Annotated in this window: 17 protein-coding genes and 1 pseudogene; 10 read left to right on the plus strand and 8 right to left on the minus strand. The window is 41.5% G+C overall.

All coding sequences use genetic code 11. The annotated features are described in order from the left end of the window. Window positions 1-160: 160 nt before the first annotated feature. Both R9C00_05890 and hutG read left to right on the plus strand, forming a co-directional pair. Complete coding sequence (locus tag R9C00_05890) at window positions 161-2,161, plus strand: urocanate hydratase (protein WPO36972.1); 2,001 nt, start codon at window positions 161-163, stop codon at window positions 2,159-2,161. Next, entirely contained in the window at window positions 2,161-3,153 is a 993-nt protein-coding gene (hutG, locus tag R9C00_05895) for a formimidoylglutamase (protein ID WPO36973.1), read from the plus strand. Before R9C00_05890 ends, hutG begins: the two co-directional genes overlap by 1 nt. Here hutG and R9C00_05900 read toward each other — a convergent pair. Next, window positions 3,118-4,218, minus strand: a complete 1,101-nt coding sequence (locus R9C00_05900; protein ID WPO36974.1) for an acyltransferase — start codon at window positions 4,216-4,218, stop codon at window positions 3,118-3,120. The two genes, hutG and R9C00_05900, sit on opposite strands and share 36 nt — an antisense overlap. 257 nt (window positions 4,219-4,475) lie before the next feature. Here R9C00_05900 and R9C00_05905 point away from each other — a divergent pair, with 257 nt between their 5' ends. After that, window positions 4,476-6,077 carry an ATP-binding cassette domain-containing protein gene (locus R9C00_05905; protein WPO36975.1) on the plus strand — a complete coding sequence of 534 codons (1,602 nt, stop codon included), beginning with the start codon at window positions 4,476-4,478 and terminating at the stop codon, window positions 6,075-6,077. Between the two features lie 39 nt (window positions 6,078-6,116). Here R9C00_05905 and R9C00_05910 read toward each other — a convergent pair whose 3' ends face one another. Next, window positions 6,117-7,547, minus strand: a complete 1,431-nt coding sequence (locus R9C00_05910; protein WPO36976.1) for an ATP-binding cassette domain-containing protein — start codon at window positions 7,545-7,547, stop codon at window positions 6,117-6,119. Between the two features lie 19 nt (window positions 7,548-7,566). After that, window positions 7,567-8,853 carry an amidohydrolase family protein gene (locus R9C00_05915; protein ID WPO36977.1) on the minus strand — a complete coding sequence of 429 codons (1,287 nt, stop codon included), beginning with the start codon at window positions 8,851-8,853 and terminating at the stop codon, window positions 7,567-7,569. A gap of 181 nt (window positions 8,854-9,034) precedes the next feature. Here R9C00_05915 and R9C00_05920 point away from each other — a divergent pair, with 181 nt between their 5' ends. After that, window positions 9,035-10,015 carry a DUF6624 domain-containing protein gene (locus R9C00_05920; protein WPO36978.1) on the plus strand — a complete coding sequence of 327 codons (981 nt, stop codon included), beginning with the start codon at window positions 9,035-9,037 and terminating at the stop codon, window positions 10,013-10,015. 113 nt (window positions 10,016-10,128) lie between these two features. Here R9C00_05920 and R9C00_05925 read toward each other — a convergent pair whose 3' ends face one another. Then, complete coding sequence (locus R9C00_05925) at window positions 10,129-10,848, minus strand: GH25 family lysozyme (protein ID WPO36979.1); 720 nt, start codon at window positions 10,846-10,848, stop codon at window positions 10,129-10,131. Between the two features lie 237 nt (window positions 10,849-11,085). Here R9C00_05925 and R9C00_05930 point away from each other — a divergent pair, with 237 nt between their 5' ends. Next, window positions 11,086-11,811, plus strand: a complete 726-nt coding sequence (locus R9C00_05930) for a hypothetical protein (GenBank protein WPO36980.1) — start codon at window positions 11,086-11,088, stop codon at window positions 11,809-11,811. A 423-nt stretch (window positions 11,812-12,234) separates the two neighbouring features. Here R9C00_05930 and R9C00_05935 read toward each other — a convergent pair whose 3' ends face one another. Continuing rightward, complete coding sequence (locus R9C00_05935) at window positions 12,235-12,459, minus strand: hypothetical protein (protein ID WPO36981.1); 225 nt, start codon at window positions 12,457-12,459, stop codon at window positions 12,235-12,237. A gap of 35 nt (window positions 12,460-12,494) precedes the next feature. On the opposite strand from R9C00_05935, the pseudogene R9C00_05940 reads away from it, so the two are divergent. Further along, window positions 12,495-13,757 (plus strand): annotated as a pseudogene (locus tag R9C00_05940) (malic enzyme-like NAD(P)-binding protein). A 245-nt stretch (window positions 13,758-14,002) separates the two neighbouring features. Beyond that, on the plus strand, window positions 14,003-16,147 hold the full coding sequence (locus R9C00_05945; GenBank protein WPO36982.1) for a glycoside hydrolase 43 family protein: 2,145 nt from the start codon (window positions 14,003-14,005) through the stop codon (window positions 16,145-16,147). Window positions 16,148-16,211: 64 nt separating this feature from the next. Here the strand turns inward: R9C00_05945 and R9C00_05950 are convergent, their stop codons facing one another. The 3 genes from R9C00_05950 to R9C00_05960 are packed head-to-tail and all read right to left on the minus strand — an operon-like array spanning window position 16,212 to window position 17,304. Continuing rightward, on the minus strand, window positions 16,212-16,586 hold the full coding sequence (locus R9C00_05950; GenBank protein WPO36983.1) for a NifB/NifX family molybdenum-iron cluster-binding protein: 375 nt from the start codon (window positions 16,584-16,586) through the stop codon (window positions 16,212-16,214). Between the two features lie 6 nt (window positions 16,587-16,592). Next, window positions 16,593-16,904 (minus strand): NifB/NifX family molybdenum-iron cluster-binding protein, encoded by a 312-nt coding sequence (locus R9C00_05955; protein WPO36984.1) that lies wholly within the window; start codon window positions 16,902-16,904, stop codon window positions 16,593-16,595. A gap of 4 nt (window positions 16,905-16,908) precedes the next feature. Next, the gene (locus R9C00_05960; GenBank protein ID WPO36985.1) at window positions 16,909-17,304 is read right to left on the minus strand and encodes a DUF134 domain-containing protein; all 396 of its coding nucleotides are present in this window, start codon (window positions 17,302-17,304) and stop codon (window positions 16,909-16,911) included. Window positions 17,305-17,416: 112 nt separating this feature from the next. On the opposite strand from R9C00_05960, the gene R9C00_05965 reads away from it, so the two are divergent. The 3 genes from R9C00_05965 to R9C00_05975 all read left to right on the plus strand — a co-directional run bounded on the left by R9C00_05965 (window position 17,417) and on the right by R9C00_05975 (window position 19,317). Next, window positions 17,417-17,830: a hotdog domain-containing protein gene (locus R9C00_05965; GenBank protein ID WPO36986.1), complete on the plus strand. Its 414-nt coding sequence runs from the start codon at window positions 17,417-17,419 to the stop codon at window positions 17,828-17,830. A 247-nt stretch (window positions 17,831-18,077) separates the two neighbouring features. Beyond that, on the plus strand, window positions 18,078-18,737 hold the full coding sequence (locus R9C00_05970; GenBank protein WPO36987.1) for a hypothetical protein: 660 nt from the start codon (window positions 18,078-18,080) through the stop codon (window positions 18,735-18,737). 112 nt (window positions 18,738-18,849) lie between these two features. After that, complete coding sequence (locus R9C00_05975; protein ID WPO36988.1) at window positions 18,850-19,317, plus strand: DinB family protein; 468 nt, start codon at window positions 18,850-18,852, stop codon at window positions 19,315-19,317. The last annotated feature ends 981 nt before the right edge of the window (window positions 19,318-20,298 follow it).

The raw sequence follows: 20,298 nt of genomic DNA on the forward strand, positions 1-20,298 counted from the left end.
CCTCTGTGATGAGAGAATGAGGAAATTTGATGATGAGAGGATGATTTGATCGTCAAGCTACCAGTAACTAGAAACCAGAAACAAGCAACGGTCAAAATATTATATCGAGAAATAAAAGTGTCTAGTAAGAACTTAAAGCTCGTCTAAAACCAGTTATATCATGAACTTCAAAGAACAAATCCTTCAAGGAATACCGGCTACTTTACCACCAAAGCAAAGCCCTGATCCTTCGCTGAGCCATGCGCCCAAGCGGAAAGATATTCTATCCTCCGAAGAAAAAATATTGGCTATTCGAAATGCATTGCGCTATTTTCCCAAAGCTTGGCATGCCGTTCTTGCAGAAGAATTTATGGAGGAGCTAACCGCTTACGGTCGCATTTACATGTACCGCTTCATGCCAGAATATGAAATGTACGCTCGCCCAATTGATGAATACCCAGCCAAATGCAGGGCAGCGGCATCCATCATGTTGATGATCCAAAACAACCTCGACCCAAAAGTGGCGCAGCACCCACAAGAGTTGATTACTTACGGAGGAAATGGGGCAGTTTTCCAGAACTGGGCACAGTACCTGCTCACCATGCAGTACTTGGCGGAGATGGAGGAAAACCAGACCTTGCACATGTATTCTGGGCATCCCATGGGGCTTTTTCCATCCTCGGTAAATGCGCCCCGTGTAGTGGTGACCAACGGAATGATGATCCCCAACTATTCCAAACCGGATGATTGGGAGCGGTTCAATGCATTGGGCGTGACCCAATATGGGCAGATGACCGCAGGCTCATACATGTACATCGGTCCGCAAGGAATTGTGCACGGAACCACCATCACGTTGATGAATGCCTTTAGGAAAAAATTGGGTGGCGGATCGCCAGCGGGGCATGTTTTTTTGACATCGGGGCTGGGTGGAATGAGTGGTGCTCAGCCGAAGGCGGGGAACATCGTTGGTTGCATCACGGTCTGTGCCGAGGTGAACCCCTTGGCAGCAACCAAACGACATGAACAAGGCTGGGTAGATGAGCTCATAAATGACTCCGATGCGTTGGTTAAGCGAGTACGGACAGCGCAGCAAAAGAAGGAAACGGTGTCCATTGCCTATGTTGGAAATGTGGTGGATGTGTGGGAAAAGTTTTTGGAAGAAAACATAGAAGTAACGATTGGTTCAGACCAAACTTCCTTGCATAATCCGTGGTCGGGCGGATATTATCCGGTAGGGCTTTCTTTTGAAAAAGCCAAGGAACTTATGGCAACTTCGCCAAGCCAATTTAAAGAAGCCGTGCAGCTTTCGCTTAAAAAGCAAGTTGAGGCGATCAATGCGCATAGCGAGCGAGGAACATATTTCTTCGATTATGGGAATGCATTCTTGTTAGAAGCCTCTCGTGCTGGGGCAGCCGTGAAGGGCGAAGGAGGAAAGGAATTTAGGTATCCTTCTTATGTGCAAGACATTTTAGGACCGATGTGTTTCGACCTCGGTTTCGGACCTTTCCGCTGGGTATGCACTTCGGGCGACCCAAAAGATTTGAGGAAGTCAGACCAAATTGCAAGAACGGTTTTGAGTGAAATTGCCGCTACTGCTCCCGAGCAAATCCAGCAGCAAATGAAAGATAATATCCAATGGATTGAAGAAGCAGAAGCTAATCAGCTGGTGGTAGGTTCACAAGCACGGATTCTTTATTCTGACACCGAAGGGCGTACCAAAATTGCCCTAGCGTTCAATGCTGCTATTGAAAAAGGAGAAATTTCAGCCCCAATTGTACTCGGCAGGGATCACCACGATGTGAGCGGAACGGATTCTCCTTTTAGGGAAACCAGTAATATTTACGATGGAAGTCGCTTCACGGCAGACATGGCTATCCACAATGTAATTGGCGATGGATTCAGGGGTGCTACTTGGGTGTCTATCCACAACGGCGGCGGAGTAGGCTGGGGCGAGGTGATCAATGGAGGCTTTGGAATGTTATTAGATGGTTCAGAAACGGCAAGTGCCAACATCCGCAATATGCTGTTCTTCGATGTGAACAACGGGATTGCCCGTAGGAGCTGGGCCAGAAATGAAGAAGCACTGTTTGCTATTGAACGGGAAATGGAGCGTTCCCCAGGCTTGAAAGTAACACTTCCCAAATTAGTCGACGATGATGTACTTAAAAAGTTGAAAATCTGATGAGCTATTATTCACCAGCAACACCTGAGGTTTGGTCGGGCAGGACAAGTGGGCAAGGGTATTATTACCACGAGCGTATTACCTGCGCTGATTTGGAAACGTGGATCGCAACTGAAGAAACTGAGAAACCAGTGGCAATTCTCGGTTATGCTTCCGACGAGGGAGTGCGGAGAAACCAAGGCAGGGTAGGGGCGAAAGAAGGACCTGCGGTGATCCGTGAGCGACTGGGAAAATTTGTTTGCCATGCCCCAGTTCAAAAGCCCATAATCGACTTTGGAGATGTAGTTTGTGAAGGGAATGAGCTGGAAAAAGCCCATGAGTTGGTAAGTGAAAAAGTACAGCAACTATTGGCTGCCGGTTGCTTTCCCATCTTGCTTGGTGGCGGGCACGATTTGGGCTATGCTCATTGCCGAGGCATCTTCGAGTATTTGAAAGCTGAAAAGCCAACTGCTAAAGTAGGGGTAGTCAATTTGGATGCTCATTTTGACCTAAGAGCTGTATCAGGCGAGCGTAACTCGGGCACGCCTTTTTACCAACTCAGCGAGGAATATCCCAACATCGATTACTTATGCCTAGGAATCCAGCCCCAAGCCAACGATCCTGATTTGTTTGCCTATGCTCACTCAAAAGGCCATGAATACTTGACGGAAGAGGAGTGTAAAATAGCCAATTGGAAAGCAGTCAACGAAAGGCTAGAGAAGTTTGCCACAGGGGTAGAGTTTCTGTACCTCACCATCGATTTAGACGGATTTTCCTCTGCTTATGCTCCTGGGGTAAGTGCGCCCTCACCCGTAGGCTTGGAACCTAACTTTGCCAGAAAAGTCATTGAAGCTTTGCAAAAGACAGAAAAGCTCATAAGTACAGACATCGTTGAATTAAACCCACTTTTTGATCAGGATTTGGCAACAGCTCGCCTTGCAGCTTGGTTGGTGAATGGGTTGGTGGTGGGAAATAGTCTATCTCCTAGGGTAGATCCTATCTCGAATTCCTAGAAAATACCCTTCAATTTTATAGGTCATAAACATGCCTAATGAAATGCTGATAGAAGAAGTAAGGACGAAATACAGGTAATCATTATAATACAAATCGTATTTTACCTGAATATCCGACACGCAAATATTTACAAGGCTGTGAATGATATAAATAGAGTAGGAAAATAAACCAACCTTGCTTACAGCATCTACCAGCTTTCGGGAGAGAAATTTGTCCAAGTAGCTGTTGATATTGGGCGTGAGCAGGAAGAAGGAAAGTACGATGGAAAATGAAATATAAAGCAGGCTAAAGCCTACGGTTTTCACAAAGAAAGAATAGTCTCGGTTGATAAATCCTGTCCAAGAAAAACCTGAAACCGCTAGTATGATGAGTAGGTATTTGTGCTTTTTTATAAATGCCCTAAACGGTTCTTTTTTAAAATAATAAAGATAAGAAACGAGGACTCCTGTCAGTAACGAATCGATCCTGAGGTGGGTCATGGTTGTGTTTCTTGCCCACTGCTCGGGGTACAAAAGGTTGCTTGCCACCCTCAGCATTATAAAAAACAACATTAGTAAAAAGGAGAATGCTAAAACCCTTTTCAGGTACCGATCTTGTTTTTTTTCAATGAGCTGTTTTAAAAAACCAGTACTGATTCCTTTCCAAAAAACGAAGGCTATACCAAAATAAAAATGTTCTTCTACAGCTAATGACCAACTTGCCCCGTATGCCCAGCCCCAAGCCGAAATATAATTTTGCAGAAAGAACATGTCCCCTAAAAATGGGACGAAAGCGAAGCGGTCGAGGTCTATAAGTAAAATAAAATAGAGGCTGTAGGTGAGGTAATAAATGGGATAGATTTTAAAACCACGTCGAATAAGAAACCTAGGAAAATCAATATTCCCGTATTTGTCATATTCTTTGAACAGCAATTGGGAAATGAAAAAACCACTTAAAACAAAGAAGAGATCTACCCCAATCCAGCCCATTGTCTTCAGCCATTTGTTTGGTCCAAAATGTCCGCTGAGAACTAAGATAATTGCCAGCCCCCTTAAAAAATCAAGTTCCCTAAGCCGTTGTTTCATTCTTATCTAAATGTTAGAAATTGGGTTGCCGATTTTTTGTAATTGAATTTTGGTGAGGAGAAAGGTCGCCTGCAAGTTAATGAATTAGGATTAATAACTATTCCTGCAATGTTTATAGCACTAAGCTAGGAAAGAGAAGGTTTTAACGAACTATTTACTTTGAGGCTTGATGTATAAATAAAACTGAAAGTATAGGACTGGACAATGCTGATGAGCAGCATTTTACTTAACTTCGCACTTCGTTTAAAAAAGAAGCTATGATTTCAACAAATAATATCTCCCTCCAGTACGGTAAACGTGTGCTGTTTGATGAAGTAAATATCAAATTTGTCCCGGGCAATTGTTATGGAGTAATTGGTGCCAATGGTGCTGGAAAATCTACGTTCCTCAAAATTTTATCGGGTGAGATCGATCCTAACTCGGGTTCGGTCACGATAGAGCCGGGTAAAAGGATGGCGGTGCTTTCGCAAAACCATTTTGCCTTTGACGAAACTCCTGTTTTGCAGACGGTGATTATGGGCCACAAGGTGCTTTGGGAGGTGATGCAGGAAAAAGATGCGATCTATGCTAAGCCTGATTTCTCGGAAGCGGATGGTCATCGTGCCTCGGAGCTAGAAGCGGAGTTTGCCGACATGGACGGTTGGAATGCTGAATCTGATGCAGCAGCGCTCCTTAGCGGGCTGGGAATTGCCGAAGAGAAGCATGAAAAATTGGTAAAAGACCTCACCGGTAGCGAAAAAGTAAGGGTACTTCTTGCCCAAGCGTTGTTTGGCAACCCGGATATCCTTATCCTCGATGAGCCTACCAACGACTTGGACGTTCAGACCATTTCTTGGTTGGAAGATTACCTGTTGGATTTCAAAAATACCTTGATAGTGGTGAGTCACGACCGTCACTTCTTAGATACGGTGTGTACCCACGTGGTCGATATCGATTTCAAACAAGTGAAGCTTTTCACGGGTAACTATACGTTCTGGTACGAGTCTAGCCAGTTGGCGCTCTCTCAGCGTTCGGCTGCCAACAAAAAAGCAGAGGACAAGAAGAAAGAACTTCAGGAATTTATTGCCAGGTTTAGTGCCAATGCTTCTAAGTCGAAGCAAGCGACGGGAAGGAAAAAGTTGTTGGAAAAAATCAACTTGGAAGATATTCAGCCTTCTAGTAGGAAATATCCAGCCATTATTTTCAACCAAAATAGGGAAGCTGGTGACCAGATCCTCGAAATGCACGATTTCAGCAAAAAAGGGGAGAAAGGCTATCTTTTTAAAAACCTAGATTTGTTTGTGAACAAAGGTGATAAGATTGCCGTGGTGAGTAATGACAGCTTGGCGGTAACTACTTTTTTCCAAGTGTTGATGGAAGAAAAAGAAGCTGACGAAGGCGAGTTCAAATTTGGACCGACTATTACCAAAGCCTATTTGCCTAACGATAACTCTTCTTACTTCGAATCGGACGACAACCTCATCGATTGGTTGAGAGAATACTCGGAAGGTGAAAAAGACGAAGCGTATATCCGTGGATTTTTGGGTAAAATGCTTTTCTCAGGGCAAGAGTCGTTGAAGAAATGTAATGTGCTTTCTGGAGGGGAAAAGGTGAGGTGTATGGTCTCTAGGATGATGTTGCAAGGAGCAAATTTACTCATCTTAGACGAACCTACTAACCACCTTGATTTGGAATCTATCACTGCATTCAACAACTCTTTGGAAGAATTTCCAGGTACGGTTTTGTTCACTTCGCATGACCACACCTTTACGCAAACCATTGCCAACCGAGTGCTTGAGTTGAGACCAGACGGTTTCACCGATTTCCTAGGCACGTACGATGAGTTTTTGGAAAAAAAGAAACTAGAAGCAGCGAAGTAGGAGGATTTCTTACTTCAATTATTTACCGATGACATCGCCTCAAAGCGATGTCATCGTTTTTTTTATCCAATCAGTGCCCCTCCCTTCCTCAACCAAATATCGTTTGTTTATGCACACAGGTAGTTCGGTAGGGTCGTGCGTTACAAAAATCAGTGTTCTATCCTTCGCATACTTATCAATGAGTGCGAGGAATTTCTTTGTTAGTTGTTGGTCAAAGTGCTGGCAAGGTTCGTCGAGAATGAGGAGTGGAGCATTTTTGAGGAGTACACCTATCAATACTGCCACTCGCTGGTTTGCCGCCGAAAGCTCGTGCAGGGTTTTCTGCCTTTTGTCCGATAGATCAAATAATTGTAACAGGTCTTCCTGAAACTGCTGTTCTTCAGAAGTCAATATTCGCTTTTTGTAGGGGTGGAAAATAAGGGTTTGGAGGCTCTTTTCCACCGTCAGCGACTTGTTGAAATAGCGGAACATTTCCGATGAATAATAACCGATGCTTTCCTTTATGTCCCAAATGGTTTCCCCAGTCCCTCTTTTCCGATCGAAAATTGAGATATTATTGCTGTAGGCTTGAGGGTTGTCGGCATACACCAAGCTAAGTAGCAATGACTTACCAGCCCCATTATTCCCCATCAGTTGCCATTTCTCTCCTTTGGCTACGCTCCAGTTTACCCCATCTAAAATTAATCGGTCTTGGTACTTCACATTCACATCTACCAGTTTGAGTGCATGGGTGAAAGGTCGGTTACGCTGTTCGGGTATTGGAAATGAGATGGCTGGAACTTCTATTTGGTTTTGAGTAGGAAAACCTTTTTTGATCCCCGAATAAATGACCTTCTCTTGTTGGATAAGCATGCAATGCGTAGCGAACGGAGGTGCTTTTTCTCCCGAGCCCACCGTCACAATGGTTGTGCCCTCGTCCGCTATGTGCGAGAGAAGTTGATTGACAAGTGCGCGCCCTTCCCGATCTAACCCTGGGTTAGGATCCTCAATAAACATGATTTGAGGATTCAACAGCGCTGCTTTTATGATACACGCCTTTTTGTATTCCCCAGTTGAAAGCATATTTAGCGATTCCTGCATCAGCTTGTCGAGTCCCATAAGCCGAAGCATTTTGGCCATGAAAGCATTATTTTCTACATCCAAAAAGTCCCTCAACTCAATAATGTCTTCGTTATCGGTTGCCTGATATCGTTGTTGGTAATACTCGCCCGTTTGCCCGTAGTTTGTGGAAAAGCGAACGGTTTTAATGAATTTTTTAACGAACAAAAGCCCCTTGTGCAAATGCCCATTTTCTTCCAAGGAAATAAGGGTATGAGGCAAGAACTTCTTCCCCTCCAGCCACTCAAAAAGGTTGGTGACAAATAAGCCCGAATCGGAAGATAAGTACCAATGCTGACCAGCCGAAACCTCAAAGCCGATAGCTGCTTTTTCCGAATCAGTTGGGGGAAAAGTTATGTTGAGTTTGTTCATGGTATTTTTTTTGACTAAATCATTTTGATTTTCCTCCCAAAATCTCCCCTCCCTTCATCACCAGTTTGATTTCTCTTAGCTTGCTGATGTCTTCGCTTGGATTTCCTTCAACCACAATTAAATCGGCAAAAAGCCCGGGTTTTACCAGTCCGAAGAACTGATCCATTTCGAAAGTTTCTGCATTGACGGAAGTGACAGATTTCAAAACGTCCAATGGCAGCATTCCATAGTCCACCATCATTTCCAACTCCCGCACATTATCTCCGTGAGGGAAAACACCTACATCGCCGCCGGCAACTATCGTTACTCCCGCCTCAAGAGCTAGCTTAAAAGATTTCTTCTTATTAGTAATTCGCTCAGGTTCGGGGTCGGTTCCTTTCTTCCAGCCATTGTATTGCATGATGGCATCGCCTGCCGCTAAGGTAGGGCACAAGGCGACATTGTGTTCTTTCATTAGTTTGAAAATGACTGCCGTACCGCCATCGCCATGCTCAATGGTGCTTACTCCAGCTAAAATAGCTCGGCGCATCCCTTCTTCGCTGGATGCGTGTGCAACTACTTGCCTGCCGCTGCTTTGGGCAACTTCAACAATTAGCTCTAATTCTTTTTGAGTGAAAGTAGCGCTTGCCGTCCCGTGTAACCCCCAGCGGTAATCTGCATAGACTTTTACCACATCTGCTCCGTGACCAATTTGGTCTCGCACCACTCTGGTAAGATCGTCGATGCCATCGGCAGGTTCTGCGCCGAGGGGCACTTCTACGTGCTCGGCAAAGCCTTTGGGGCCATAGCTTCCCGTGGTGACGATCGCTTTGCCAGCCACGATCATTCGCGGCCCAGGGATGATCCCTTTATCAATACTTTCCTTCAGCCCCACATCCACATAGGAAGCTCCTTCCGAACCCAAGTCCCGAACGGTGGTAAAGCCAGCAGCCAAGGTTTTTTGTGCATGAACCGCTCCTCGGATGGCTCTTTCTGCGTAAGATTCTTTCAGCACCTGATCGTTCCAAGAAGTTTCATTATAGGGGTGGAGCAGGAAATGGGAGTGTCCTTCGATCATGCCCGGCATCAACGTTCCCTCAGGGAAGTCGAGCACCTTGCAACCTTTGGGAACATCGATTTTCGAAGCTTCGTCAAAGGCGATGATTTTATCTTCTTTTATCAGTACAACTTTGTTTTCATGAAAGGCTTTTCCATCAAAAATGGCTTTCGCTTTTATCAACGTATAGTCTGATTCTTGTGCTAGAACATGAAAACAGAGTAATAAAAAAAGCGCTAGAGCGGCAAGGGTATTTCTAAAAAATAGCATAGCTAAATAGAGGTTTGTGGTCTGGCGCTCAAGTTAGCAAACAAGTGGGGAAAGCCGAACCATTTTTTTTGATTGTTGTTAAACAATATATTTTTTAAATCAGGTACAATGTTTGAATTGGTCTTTAATATGGATTTCACTGACTTAGTTAACTTTTTGAACCATTAAAACCTAATTAACCATGAGGAAATCGAAATTTTTAGTACTGCTTGTTCTGTTTTGCAATCCACTTTTTGGGCAAGTCGATTTTATGAAATCTGATTCTTTAAGACAAGAAGCATTGGGTTTGCTGATGTCAAAGGAATATAGGAAATCTGCAGAAAAGTATAAGGAATTATTAAAGGATTATGAAGGATACATAAATAAATCTGATTGGTATAATACAGCTTGTTGTTATGCTTTGGTAGGAGATGTCGAAAAATCCTTTTATCATTTGTTAGTATTAGTTGAAAAAAACTACAAAGGTTATAATCATATTACAACTGATTCTGACTTAGCTATTCTTCATTCAGATAAACGTTGGAATGACTTGATATCCAAAATAAAAGCGAATAAAGAAGAAGCTGAAAAATACTATGATAAACCTTTAATAGCGATACTTGATTCCATTAGAGAGGAAGACCAAAAGTATAGGAGACAAATGGATGAAATGAGGAAGGAACATGGTACAGATTCTGAAGAATGGGAAGTACTTATTCAAAATCTCCAAGAAGCTGATTCTCTTAACTTCTTGAAGGTGTCGAAAATATTGGATGAACGAGGTTGGCTTGGGACAAGCGTCATAGGAGAGGCAGGTAGTGTTACTTTATGGTTAGTTATTCAGCATGCAGATCAACTCCCCGAAAAGCAGCGTGATTATTTAAAGTTTTTAAGAGTGGCAGCAGAAAAAGGGGAGGCGAGTCTATCCAATTTGGCTTATTTGGAAGATAGAGTAGCTAAGAATTTTGGCAATAAACAGGTGTATGGCACTCAAATAACACAAGATTCTATTTCGGGCGAATTCTATCCGTACCCAATGATAGATCCTGAAAATGTTGATAAAAGGCGCATGAAGGTGGGTGTAGAACCTATGGGAAGTTATTTGGAGTTTTGGGGAGCAACTTGGGATGTAGACAAATACAAAAAAAGAATGGCCGAGTTGGATGCGGAAAAAGAAGATTAACCTGTGTTTTTTCCAACTACTCTTATAGCTTATGTTTATACAAGAGCATGGGTATAAACTTTTTCATATTTCCTGTCTTGGTTGGTGACTGCGAAGATGCGGTGGACAACGCCCTAATTACAATAATTAGCTAGAAATACTTCAAACTCTTCCCTAGAGCCGTTGAACGTGTTTATATCTGCCCAACCTTCTACATAGGCTAATTTTCCTTTATGCGAATGTTGCCAAAACAGCCACTTTCCACTCAATTTCTCATCTTTTCGAAATGAGCAGAGCCATATTTTATTTTTACTCACACCTTTTATATAGGAGTTGAAGCCCAACAAGTTTGTATAAATAATCATTTTACACCCCGTTTGCTTTTCTACATAATTGATGAACTTTTCGATAGCTCTTCTAATTTGTTTTTGTGATTTCAATGCATTATTTCCCCAGTCTTCAACATCTATCACCAGCGGCATTTCATACGTTTTACCTTCTATTACCGACAAATAAAACTGAGCTTGTTTTATAGGAGATGTATTAAATTTGAAGAAATGATAAAACCCGATCCTTACAGAATTGCTATGCGCTGATTGGTAATTTTTTTCAAGGTTTTTATCTTTTAGGTCTGCTCCTTCACTTGCCTTCAAATAGACGAAATCGATGTTGTCGTTTTTTAGCTTCGCAAAATCAACTTTTCCAGAGTGGTGAGATAAATCTAGGCCAGTAACGGGGTAGATTTCTTTGTCGATAGAGATTCCCTCGGGTTCATATGTTGCCTTGTGGTTGATATAGGTATACCCTAAGACGAGAATTCCTATGACAACCACTATGTGTATAATCTTTCGCATCAAACTTTTTCTGGATTGTAATACTCCTACAAATCCTTCTTGAAATCATACTTCAATGAGGATTTGCAAAGTTACGCCTTCTTTACATTCTCCATAATTCATATAAAATAAACAATGCAGATAGAATAGTTGATCCTGTTTTAAAGTTGTAAAAAGAGAATTGAGATAAACTATCGTAGTCGCTACGCAATAAGATCAAACAATTCAATAACTAATTTTCATATAAACGACAAACTAATGAGTATCCGAATCAAAGAAAGACTAACGCTAACGCTTTTAATTACACTGATGTCCTCGCTTTTTTGGTCTTGTTCCGAAGATCCTTCTGAAGAGAAAGAAAGTTGCACAGATGTGAGCAAGTACGTGTTTGAAGAACAAGATGGCTTGGTGGTGATAGAGATTGAAAATACAGAAATAGGAGAAGGCTGGGTCAAAAAAACGGATGTAGCTGGCTTTACTGGCACTTCGTATCTTCAGTGGGAAGGGGGCAACCAAAATAATTCGCCAGGCAAGGGCCTGATGAAATTCAATGTCAACATTACAACTCCAGGTACATATCGTTTTCAATGGAGATCGAGGATAAATGAAGGGGATAGCCCTTCTGAAAGTAACGACGCTTGGTTGCGTTTGGCGGATGCCACTGATTTTTATGGTTTGAAAAATGAAAGCATCGTCTATCCTAAAGACACGGGTAAAACCCCTAATCCTAAAGGTTCATCCAAAGAAGGCTGGTTTAAAGTATATCAGAACAAGCTAGGGGAATGGGATTGGAAGGCAAAAACGAGCGACCATGACGCCCATGATATCTTTGCCACCTTTGAAAAAGCGGGTAGGTATACTATCGAAATTTCTGGTCGCTCCAATGGGTTTGCCATTGACCGAATTGTATTGTACCTCGATACGGTAGAAAGTTCTGTGGCAACGGATACAGATCAAGCTGCCAGCAGTGTATTTTGTCAGTAAAAGAAGTTTTTGGAATGAAAAACGCCCGTTTCATACTAAATGAGGCAGGCGTTTTTTTTAGTCCGAATTTAAACTACGCTGCCAACTGGCCGGAATGTTCGTTCCGTCCAAGCAAGGGTAGCATGTGAAATCATAATGCTACATCATATTTTGTTGGGCAAGAATTAATACTTTTTCTCCTTTTTCAATCTCTTTTCCGCTTTCTTCTCTTTCGGAGTTTTGGTAGGTTCTTTTTTTACACTCTTCTTGGCATCTTGTCCTTTTCCCATTGTTGTACCTGTTTAAATGTTTGTTTTTGATTTTCTGGGACTTAGCCCAGCCAAAGGTATGGATGTAAATCTGATTTCCAACACTTGAGGGGAAAAGGAGTTTTTTTTAATTGAATGGTAACAATATATAAGATAGTATGTGTTGAGATGGAAGTTACCCCTTCATATCAGTCAAACGTACCTCCAAAACCACGTTTTTTAAGTTTTTATTGATAATAAATCCTACAGTTTGGCTGATTTTTGTCACCTCTTTTTCTTGATTAATGTTGTTACTTTGTGTAGAGTAAAGTTGATTTATTCTATCTGCCAAAGAAGCTGTTTGAAAATTGTATAAAAAGTATTTTTCCAGACACTTTCTAAGTGCGAGATACTCTTTCATCGTCATTTTTTTTAACTAAAATCCCAGTTTTTAACATGGAAAGCTTAAAAAGCAAAGCCCTGTTTTACCACACAGATGATAAACCAGGAAAAATAGAGGTGATCCCTACCAAATCGTACCATACCCAAAATGACCTATCGCTTGCCTATTCCCCCGGTGTTGCCGCACCTTGTTTGGCAATTGAGCAAGACTATGAAAATGCTTATAAATACACGGCAAAGGGAAACTTGGTGGCGGTAATTTCCAATGGTTCTGCCGTTCTTGGCTTGGGAAACATTGGTGCGATGGCTTCTAAACCTGTAATGGAAGGCAAAGGAATGCTCCTGAAAATCTACTCGGACATCGATGTGTTTGACATAGAAATGGATTCGCAGGATACGGAAGAATTGATAAAAGCGATAAAAATCATTTCCCCTACGTTTGGGGCTATCAACTTGGAAGATATAAAAGCGCCCGAATGTTTTGAGATTGAAAAACGGTTGAAAAAGGAACTGGATATCCCCGTGATGCACGACGACCAACACGGAACGGCCATCATCACTACGGCTGCGCTTATAAATGCTTGTGAGCTTGCCGGAAAAGCTATTGATAAAGTGAAGGTGGTGGTAAACGGAGCAGGTGCTGCAGCTATTTCCTGTGCCCAAATGTTTATTGCCGTTGGGGTTGCCAAAAGCAATATTTTGATGCTAGACAGCAAAGGCCCTATCACCCTTTCCCGCGAAAACTTAGAAGAAACCAAACAGTTTTTTGCGGTAGAAACCGAAGCGACAAACTTAGCCGAAGCAATGGCTGGTGCTGATGTGTTCATTGGTCTTTCGAAAGGGAATATTGTTAGCCAAGAGATGATCAAGAGCATGGCTCCGAACCCAATTGTGTTTGCCTTGGCCAATCCTAATCCTGAAATTAGGTATGAAGATGCCGTTGCGGCAAACAGCGATGTGATTATGGGAACAGGAAGAAGCGACTATCCTAACCAAGTGAATAACGTACTTGGGTTTCCCTATATATTCAGGGGGGCGCTCGACGTAAGGTCAACCCAAATCAACGAAGAAATGAAGCTTGCCGCAGCGCTTGCGTTGGCAGAATTGGCAAAAGAGCCTGTGCCCGATGTAGTAAAAGAAGGTTACAATGATCCAACACTTTCCTTCGGAAAAGACTACATCATACCCAAACCTAACGACCCTAGGTTGATCTATACCGTTTCCCCAGCCGTGGCAAAAGCTGCTATCGACTCGGGAGTGGCAAGAACGACCATAGAAGACTGGGATGCTTATAAACGTCAGCTGGAATTGAGAATGGAAAAATACAGGCAACAAAAGCCTGATCCAAGCGAATTATTAGACTCTTCGGTAGTGTAATTTTACCTTTTCTCCTTGCCAGCACGCTCAGGCTGGCAAGGGGAAAGCTGTTTTTAGTACTTTATGGTTTCAATTGATGGGGGGCATGTATTTGGATAAATAAATGTATTTTATACATTTTATGATTCAAATATGTAAATTTGAAAACAAAACTTTTGTTTTTACCCATTTAACTTTGATAGAAAATGAAAAAAATCACCATCCCCCTACAAGGATATTTCGCCTGGAACCAACCCATTTTACTATTTCTCCTTTTTACAGGATTATTCACTACAGAAGTAGCTTTTTCGCAAGTAAAACAAGCCGATACAGACGGAACTTGGATATCTGATAATGGAAATGGGACATTTACCAACCCCTTGTTTTACGAAGAGTTTTCCGACCCGGATATGATCCGTGTAGGCGACGATTATTACCTCACGGGTACTACCATGCACACCATGCCAGGCCTGCCCGTCCTGCATTCCAAAGACTTGGTGAACTGGGAGCTGATTAGTTACGCAGCTCCTCGCTTAGATTATGTTCCAAGGTTAACTATGGAAAACGGTGAGGATTTTTATGGACAAGGCATTTGGGCGCCGTGTATCCGTTTTCACCAAGATACTTTTTACATTTTTTCGAATGTAAACGGCTACGGTACACAGATTTACTATGCAACCGACCCGAAAGGTCCATGGGAACACAAAACTATGAATGCCAAGTTGCATGACCTTACTATTCTTTTCGATGATGATGGAAAAATCTATGCCGTTTGGGGATACAACGAAGTGAAAATGGTGGAGCTTACCTCTGACCTAATGGACGTAGTCCCAGGTACGGAAAGAGTCATTATTGAAGGAGGAAGCGGTGCAGGCGAAGGAAGCCATATTTATAAGATAGATGGGAAGTATTATATCACGAATACGAACTACGATCCTGTTTGTTACCAGGTCTGCCTTCGATCAGATAACCCTTATGGACCTTATGAGGTAAATGTGATGAGTGCCAAGGAGAACTTTGGTGTAGCACAGCGTTTACGCGTTTTCAATACCGCAGGTGGCCCTCCTTATAATATTATCGGATACCCTGAAAATCATGTCGGTTGCATTCCCATGCACCAAGGCGGGATTGTTCAAATCCAGTCAGGAGAATGGTGGGGGTGGTCTATGTTGGATCATAATTCCATAGGCAGGGTTACGGGAATATCACCAGTGACTTGGGAAGATGGATGGCCATATTTTGGGCTTCCGGGCAACTTGACTAGAAATCCTAGAACTTGGATAAAACCCAATACAGGATTTACCTCTGAGCCAAAAGCGCTTTTCGAACGAGACGATAACTTTAGCGGCACAGAGCTGAAACCTATTTGGCAATGGAATCATACGCCAGTAGACAAGAAATGGTCGCTGAAGAAAAGGAAAGGCTATTTGCGCTTGTCTTCCCTTCCTTCGGAAACCTTTTGGCATGCACGAAATTCACTCACGCAGCGAGCAATCGGACCAGAATCCTATGCCACTACCAAGCTAGAGGTTGGCAAACTGAAAGAAGGGGATATTGCAGGGTTGGCCATCTTGAACTTGCCTTATGCTTGGTTGGGTGTTGCCAAAACCGAAGACGGATTAGCACTTCAGTTCTACAACCAACAAGAAGAAAAGTTGATTACGGAGGAAATGCCACAAGAGGAAATTTGGCTACGAGTTTATGGAAACTTTGATACTGATATTTCCACATTTAGCTACAGTTTTGATGGTGAAAACTTCACCGAAATAGGCGGCGAAGTACTGATGCCTTACCAGCTAAGAACTTTTCAAGGAATCCGTTATACGCTTTTCAATTACAACACTTTGGGCAAAGCAGGTGGCGATGCCGACTTCGATAGCTTTATAGTAGACGAACCTCGCTACAAAGGACTTACCCGGCCTATTCCTTATGGAAAAACAATCAGCCTAGAAAGTGTAGCCGATAGCACTACTTTGGTAAACTGGCGAAACCACCTCCGCCCAGTTGATCTGAAAAGCCCGTTTGCCCAAGGAAATGCCTCCCACTTTAAAGTGCTTGATCGAGGAAACGGACGCTTTGCCCTGCAATCGGTAGCAAATGGCAGGTTTGTAACTGTGAAGGGAATGGCAGGAATGGCCGAGGTACGTATGGAGGAAGAAGACCAAGGAGATGCTTCTACTTTTCAGTGGGAAGATACACTCACCGGGGACATTATGCTGTTATCACTGTTCAACCATCGCTATGTGGCGGTTGATCCGTATGCGGGCAACCTTTGCAATGCCAATGCCCGTGGCGCTCGCCCCGACCACAAGGCTGGCGCATGTTTTTCTTGGAAAATAGTGAAAGAATAATATCCACTTAACCTAATAGTCCAATCATTACCATCGCAGCAGAAGCTGCGATGGCTTTTTATTTTTAATGCGCACAGTTGTGCTCTTTGCCGTGGTGTTCATGTTGGGTACAGCTCTCTCCCGAATCATCGATATTCCCTTCTAGGTAGAACTCAACTACTTGAAGTATATCTCCACTACAACCCCGATAAACATCTATTCCATGATTATTCAGCTTAGTCAATGCTCCATTTCCCATGTTTCCGGCAAGCATCACGCTCACCTCATTTTCTTTCAATAGCGATATGATATTGCTTTTGCAACCACACCCTTGCGTAGACGGAAATACCTCAAAGTGCTCGACTTTGTTGTTTGAGCCAACGGTGAAAATACCGTATGCTTCACAATGGCCAAAATGATCTTCAACTTGCCCATTTCTTGTGGGAACTGCTACTTTCATGATTCCTTATTTTATTTGGTAAATGATTTCTTGAATTTTCTTTTCTGTTTCGGGAATGATCATTTGTACATTATGGCTTCGGAAAGCTTCTATTACTTTGGCTCCAAAACGACCTGAAACGGCTGATTTTATCCCTATTTCAATTAAAAGAGATGCAGCTTCATATCCTACATTCTCAATTTTCTGACGGGCTGAGTTTTCTACAAATTCGCTTCTTTTGGTTTCATCATCGTAGATACAAAACCACTCACACCGCCCAAAGTGATGGGCTACGAATGTGTCCAACTTGTTGTCATTTGCTGCTATGGCATACTTCATTTCCTCAGCTTGCTTTGGTGATTGTTTTTTCTTTGCAAAATGGGCAGGTTTCTGGGGCATTTTGGACCAGCGTAAAAGTGATGTTGCAGGCTGCGCATTTATACCAACTAGCGATATCCACATTTCCTCCTTCAAACCGAATGGCGCTCCCTTCTATAAATGCTTGTGCTATTTTACGCCGCACGCTTTCGTAAATGCGCGTGAATGTAGGGCGGGAAACGGCCATCAGTTTTGCGGCTTCTGCTTGGGTGAGCAATTCATAATCACAAAGCTTCAATGCCTCGTATTCTTCAAAGTTGACCAATACAACTTTTTCATTGTTAGAATGTCCCCCTTCTGGTCTGAAACCGCAGAAATTTGGAGGCATTTGTACCGACCTATTCTTTTTAATGCGTGCCATTGCTCCATTTTTCAAGCAAAAATAATGAACATATGTTTATTATTCAAAAATATTACGAACATATGTTCATAATATTTATACCTTTGGTCATCTATCTTATTTCGAAACAACTATGAAAGAGCAAATAAAACTAAGTGAAACGCGCCAGTTTAAAGCTGTTTTTCCAAATACGCTTAATGCAAACGAAACACTATTTGGCGGTCAGGCGCTCCAGTGGATGGACGAAGTTGCCTACATAACAGCCACCCGGTTCACACGCCAACGAATGTTCACGGTCAATACTGAAAATATCAAGTTTTTGAAAGCGGTGACTCCTGATTCTATTGTGGAAGTAATAGGGCGAGTAGAAAGGGCTGGCTCATTAAAACTGAAAATAAAAGTAGAGATCTTTGTAGAAGAAATGTATGGTGACAACCGAGAAAAAGCCATAGAAGGGGTTTTCGTTTTTGCAGCCCTAAATGAAAAAAGGCTTCCCTTAAGAATTGACTATGCTAAGGTCAAAAATAGAGTAGCTCATGTGAACTAATATATACCAAACGTGGCTAAAGAAATTTTTGATGCGTACCTCAAGCTCTGTTTTGTATAACTTATGAGGAAAGTAAGTATTATGCAGTTTAAAGAATGTCCTCCAACTCTTAAAAGTTTTGGTTTAAGTAAAAGTTCTAAAAAACTAAAGTGATTTTTCTATATTATCTTTAGGAGGATAACCTATAAGAGATGTATGTGGTGCAGTGTAACTACGATTGTGTGTATGTAAAAATAACAAAAAATAAATGGATTACTTTAGCATAGGCAGATCAAATGATATTGAAATAATCGGATACTATCCACAAACTTCAAGAATCTCTCGAACTGGGTTTCATATTGATGCGTTTAATTCGGAAAGACAAGTTAAACCTGATGAATTTCCTGCTTTCGAACCTAATTTTGCTTTAGATATTCACCCAAATGCTATCGAAACGGATGTTCTTGACAGTGCAGTATTGGACTTTGGAATTATAATTAGTGAAAAACTAAGGTCAATCCTTAAAGAATATAACCTTCCTCCACATCGATTTTATCCGATAAAGGTTTTTAACTCTTCCAAATACTACTATTGGTTACATTTTATATCTAAATCTGAAGACTTTATTGATTACGGCAAAACAGAAATTGAAATTTATATCAATAGACCACCTTTTAAAACCGATTCGATTAAATTATTCAATTCTCAAAGAGAACTCCTAGAAGCCAAAAAGGCTTTACCTTACAACAAGGCCATGAAATACAAAAATATATTCTTGAGAAGAAACTTCTCTGAATACGATTTGTTCGAGATATCTGGAGCTCAATATTTCACGATGATTAGCAAAACTTTAAAAGAGCGATTTGATATTGAAAAAATAACAGGTCTAGAATATTTAGAGTATAATAAAATACAAAAATATCTTTAACACGGTGTATAAGGTATTTGATGGTTTCGAAAGTTTATTGCTTTTTAAAGCCTGCTTGTTATATACTAAAGGTTGGTTTTAATGTAGAATGTTATTTTCAAAAGAATACTAAATGACCCAATCCGAACTCATAATTTTAAACTTTACAGAAATAAGGAGAAAAAGTATAATACTGTGGAATGGACTTCCCGAGAGCCATTACGATTGGAGACCTGACAAGAATGCAATGAGTGCGATAGAAATGATAAGGCACGTATTGGAAGCCGATTATGGATGGAACATTATTGTCAACCAAGGTGATATGACAAATTATAAATCACCTTGGGAAAACCGACCATTTGTAAGTGTGGATGATGAACTTGGATTTGCCAAACCCTATCGAGAAAGGTTCTTAGAAAGTGTTAGGCGGTTTTCGAAGGAAGAATTAGATACAATCAAAATTATTCATCCAGGCAATGGTAAAGAGAAAGTACTTGGAAAATATTTATTGCGGATCGGGTATCACGAATCTATCCACGCAGGACAATTCCTTTCATATTTAAGAACAATGGGGATTAAACGCCCAGAAATATGGGACTGAGAATAAAAAACTATAGCCAACAAAAAGGCTAAGCAAACATGCTTCATGGCATGGTAAACGGGAACGTTTTATCTTTCAAACCAAATGCACTTAGACGATGAAGTTTGTGACAAAACCAATGCGGTCAAGACCTGAGCAGACGATCAGGGCTGAGGGGGGCATGAATATTCTGGCACATATATATACATACAGAAAGTGTTTTGAAACACGGGGGCATATACCTCTTACTCCTTCTTATTAAACAAATCAGAAACTATAATTATGAATCAAGTTATTATGTTTTTATTAAGTGTTTTTCTACTAACATCATGTATAGATAAAAAAATGATGTCAAAAAGTATTTCACTTAACGATATTACTATAAACTGGTATCACTATAGTTATTTAACAAATGATAGTGATGATTTTATTGAATTGGATAATGGCAATATGTCGGTTATTATTTCGAAAACTTTTGAAGGGAAAATAAGAGATATTTATGTATCAAACGACACCATATGTATAAAACATTATGAGAAAAGAAAATTGCACGAGAATGAATTCCTTTTAAAAGGAGATATTTGGGGGTATAAAATACACTACGAAACTGTAATGTCGCCGTCGCAAATCAGATCGCTGAAAAAAGATTAAAACCCACTAGTCTTATGGTTTATGCAAGGGTATGTGTATAGTTTTTTTCATATTTCCTGTCTTGGTTTATGACCGCATAGATCTGAGCGAGACGTTTTGGCTTGAGGAACTATAGTAACAAGTGGCTCTAAAAACTATTTAAAATGAAATTGAGATTCTCAAATATCGGCAGCACATTTACTCTAGGCTAGAGAAGTGCTTCTCATTTGGAAAAAGAAAACTCACAACACAAACTCCTTCACCACTTCCTCCGCCAAGCCAAACGACAAGGTCATGCCAGCCCCACCAAGTCCGTTTACCAGCAGTACATTGGGTTCGGGCTGGAGGATTAGCTCGGTTTTTCCATTGGGT

It is taken from the genome of Flammeovirgaceae bacterium SG7u.111, from assembly GCA_034044135.1.
Lineage (GTDB): Bacteria > Bacteroidota > Bacteroidia > Cytophagales > Flammeovirgaceae.

Bases quoted from the DNA above. Each gene is read 5' to 3' on its own strand.
- R9C00_05890 (WPO36972.1), top strand. From the start codon at position 161: ATGAACTTCAAAGAACAAATCCTTCAAGGAATACCGGCTACTTTACCA.
- hutG (WPO36973.1), top strand. From the start codon at position 2,161: ATGAGCTATTATTCACCAGCAACACCTGAGGTTTGGTCGGGCAGGACA.
- R9C00_05900 (WPO36974.1), bottom strand. From the start codon at position 4,218: ATGAAACAACGGCTTAGGGAACTTGATTTTTTAAGGGGGCTGGCAATT.
- R9C00_05905 (WPO36975.1), top strand. From the start codon at position 4,476: ATGATTTCAACAAATAATATCTCCCTCCAGTACGGTAAACGTGTGCTG.
- R9C00_05910 (WPO36976.1), bottom strand. From the start codon at position 7,547: ATGAACAAACTCAACATAACTTTTCCCCCAACTGATTCGGAAAAAGCA.
- R9C00_05915 (WPO36977.1), bottom strand. From the start codon at position 8,853: ATGCTATTTTTTAGAAATACCCTTGCCGCTCTAGCGCTTTTTTTATTA.
- R9C00_05920 (WPO36978.1), top strand. From the start codon at position 9,035: ATGAGGAAATCGAAATTTTTAGTACTGCTTGTTCTGTTTTGCAATCCA.
- R9C00_05925 (WPO36979.1), bottom strand. From the start codon at position 10,848: ATGCGAAAGATTATACACATAGTGGTTGTCATAGGAATTCTCGTCTTA.
- R9C00_05930 (WPO36980.1), top strand. From the start codon at position 11,086: ATGAGTATCCGAATCAAAGAAAGACTAACGCTAACGCTTTTAATTACA.
- R9C00_05935 (WPO36981.1), bottom strand. From the start codon at position 12,459: ATGAAAGAGTATCTCGCACTTAGAAAGTGTCTGGAAAAATACTTTTTA.
- R9C00_05945 (WPO36982.1), top strand. From the start codon at position 14,003: ATGAAAAAAATCACCATCCCCCTACAAGGATATTTCGCCTGGAACCAA.
- R9C00_05950 (WPO36983.1), bottom strand. From the start codon at position 16,586: ATGAAAGTAGCAGTTCCCACAAGAAATGGGCAAGTTGAAGATCATTTT.
- R9C00_05955 (WPO36984.1), bottom strand. From the start codon at position 16,904: ATGAAGTATGCCATAGCAGCAAATGACAACAAGTTGGACACATTCGTA.
- R9C00_05960 (WPO36985.1), bottom strand. From the start codon at position 17,304: ATGGCACGCATTAAAAAGAATAGGTCGGTACAAATGCCTCCAAATTTC.
- R9C00_05965 (WPO36986.1), top strand. From the start codon at position 17,417: ATGAAAGAGCAAATAAAACTAAGTGAAACGCGCCAGTTTAAAGCTGTT.
- R9C00_05970 (WPO36987.1), top strand. From the start codon at position 18,078: ATGGATTACTTTAGCATAGGCAGATCAAATGATATTGAAATAATCGGA.
- R9C00_05975 (WPO36988.1), top strand. From the start codon at position 18,850: ATGACCCAATCCGAACTCATAATTTTAAACTTTACAGAAATAAGGAGA.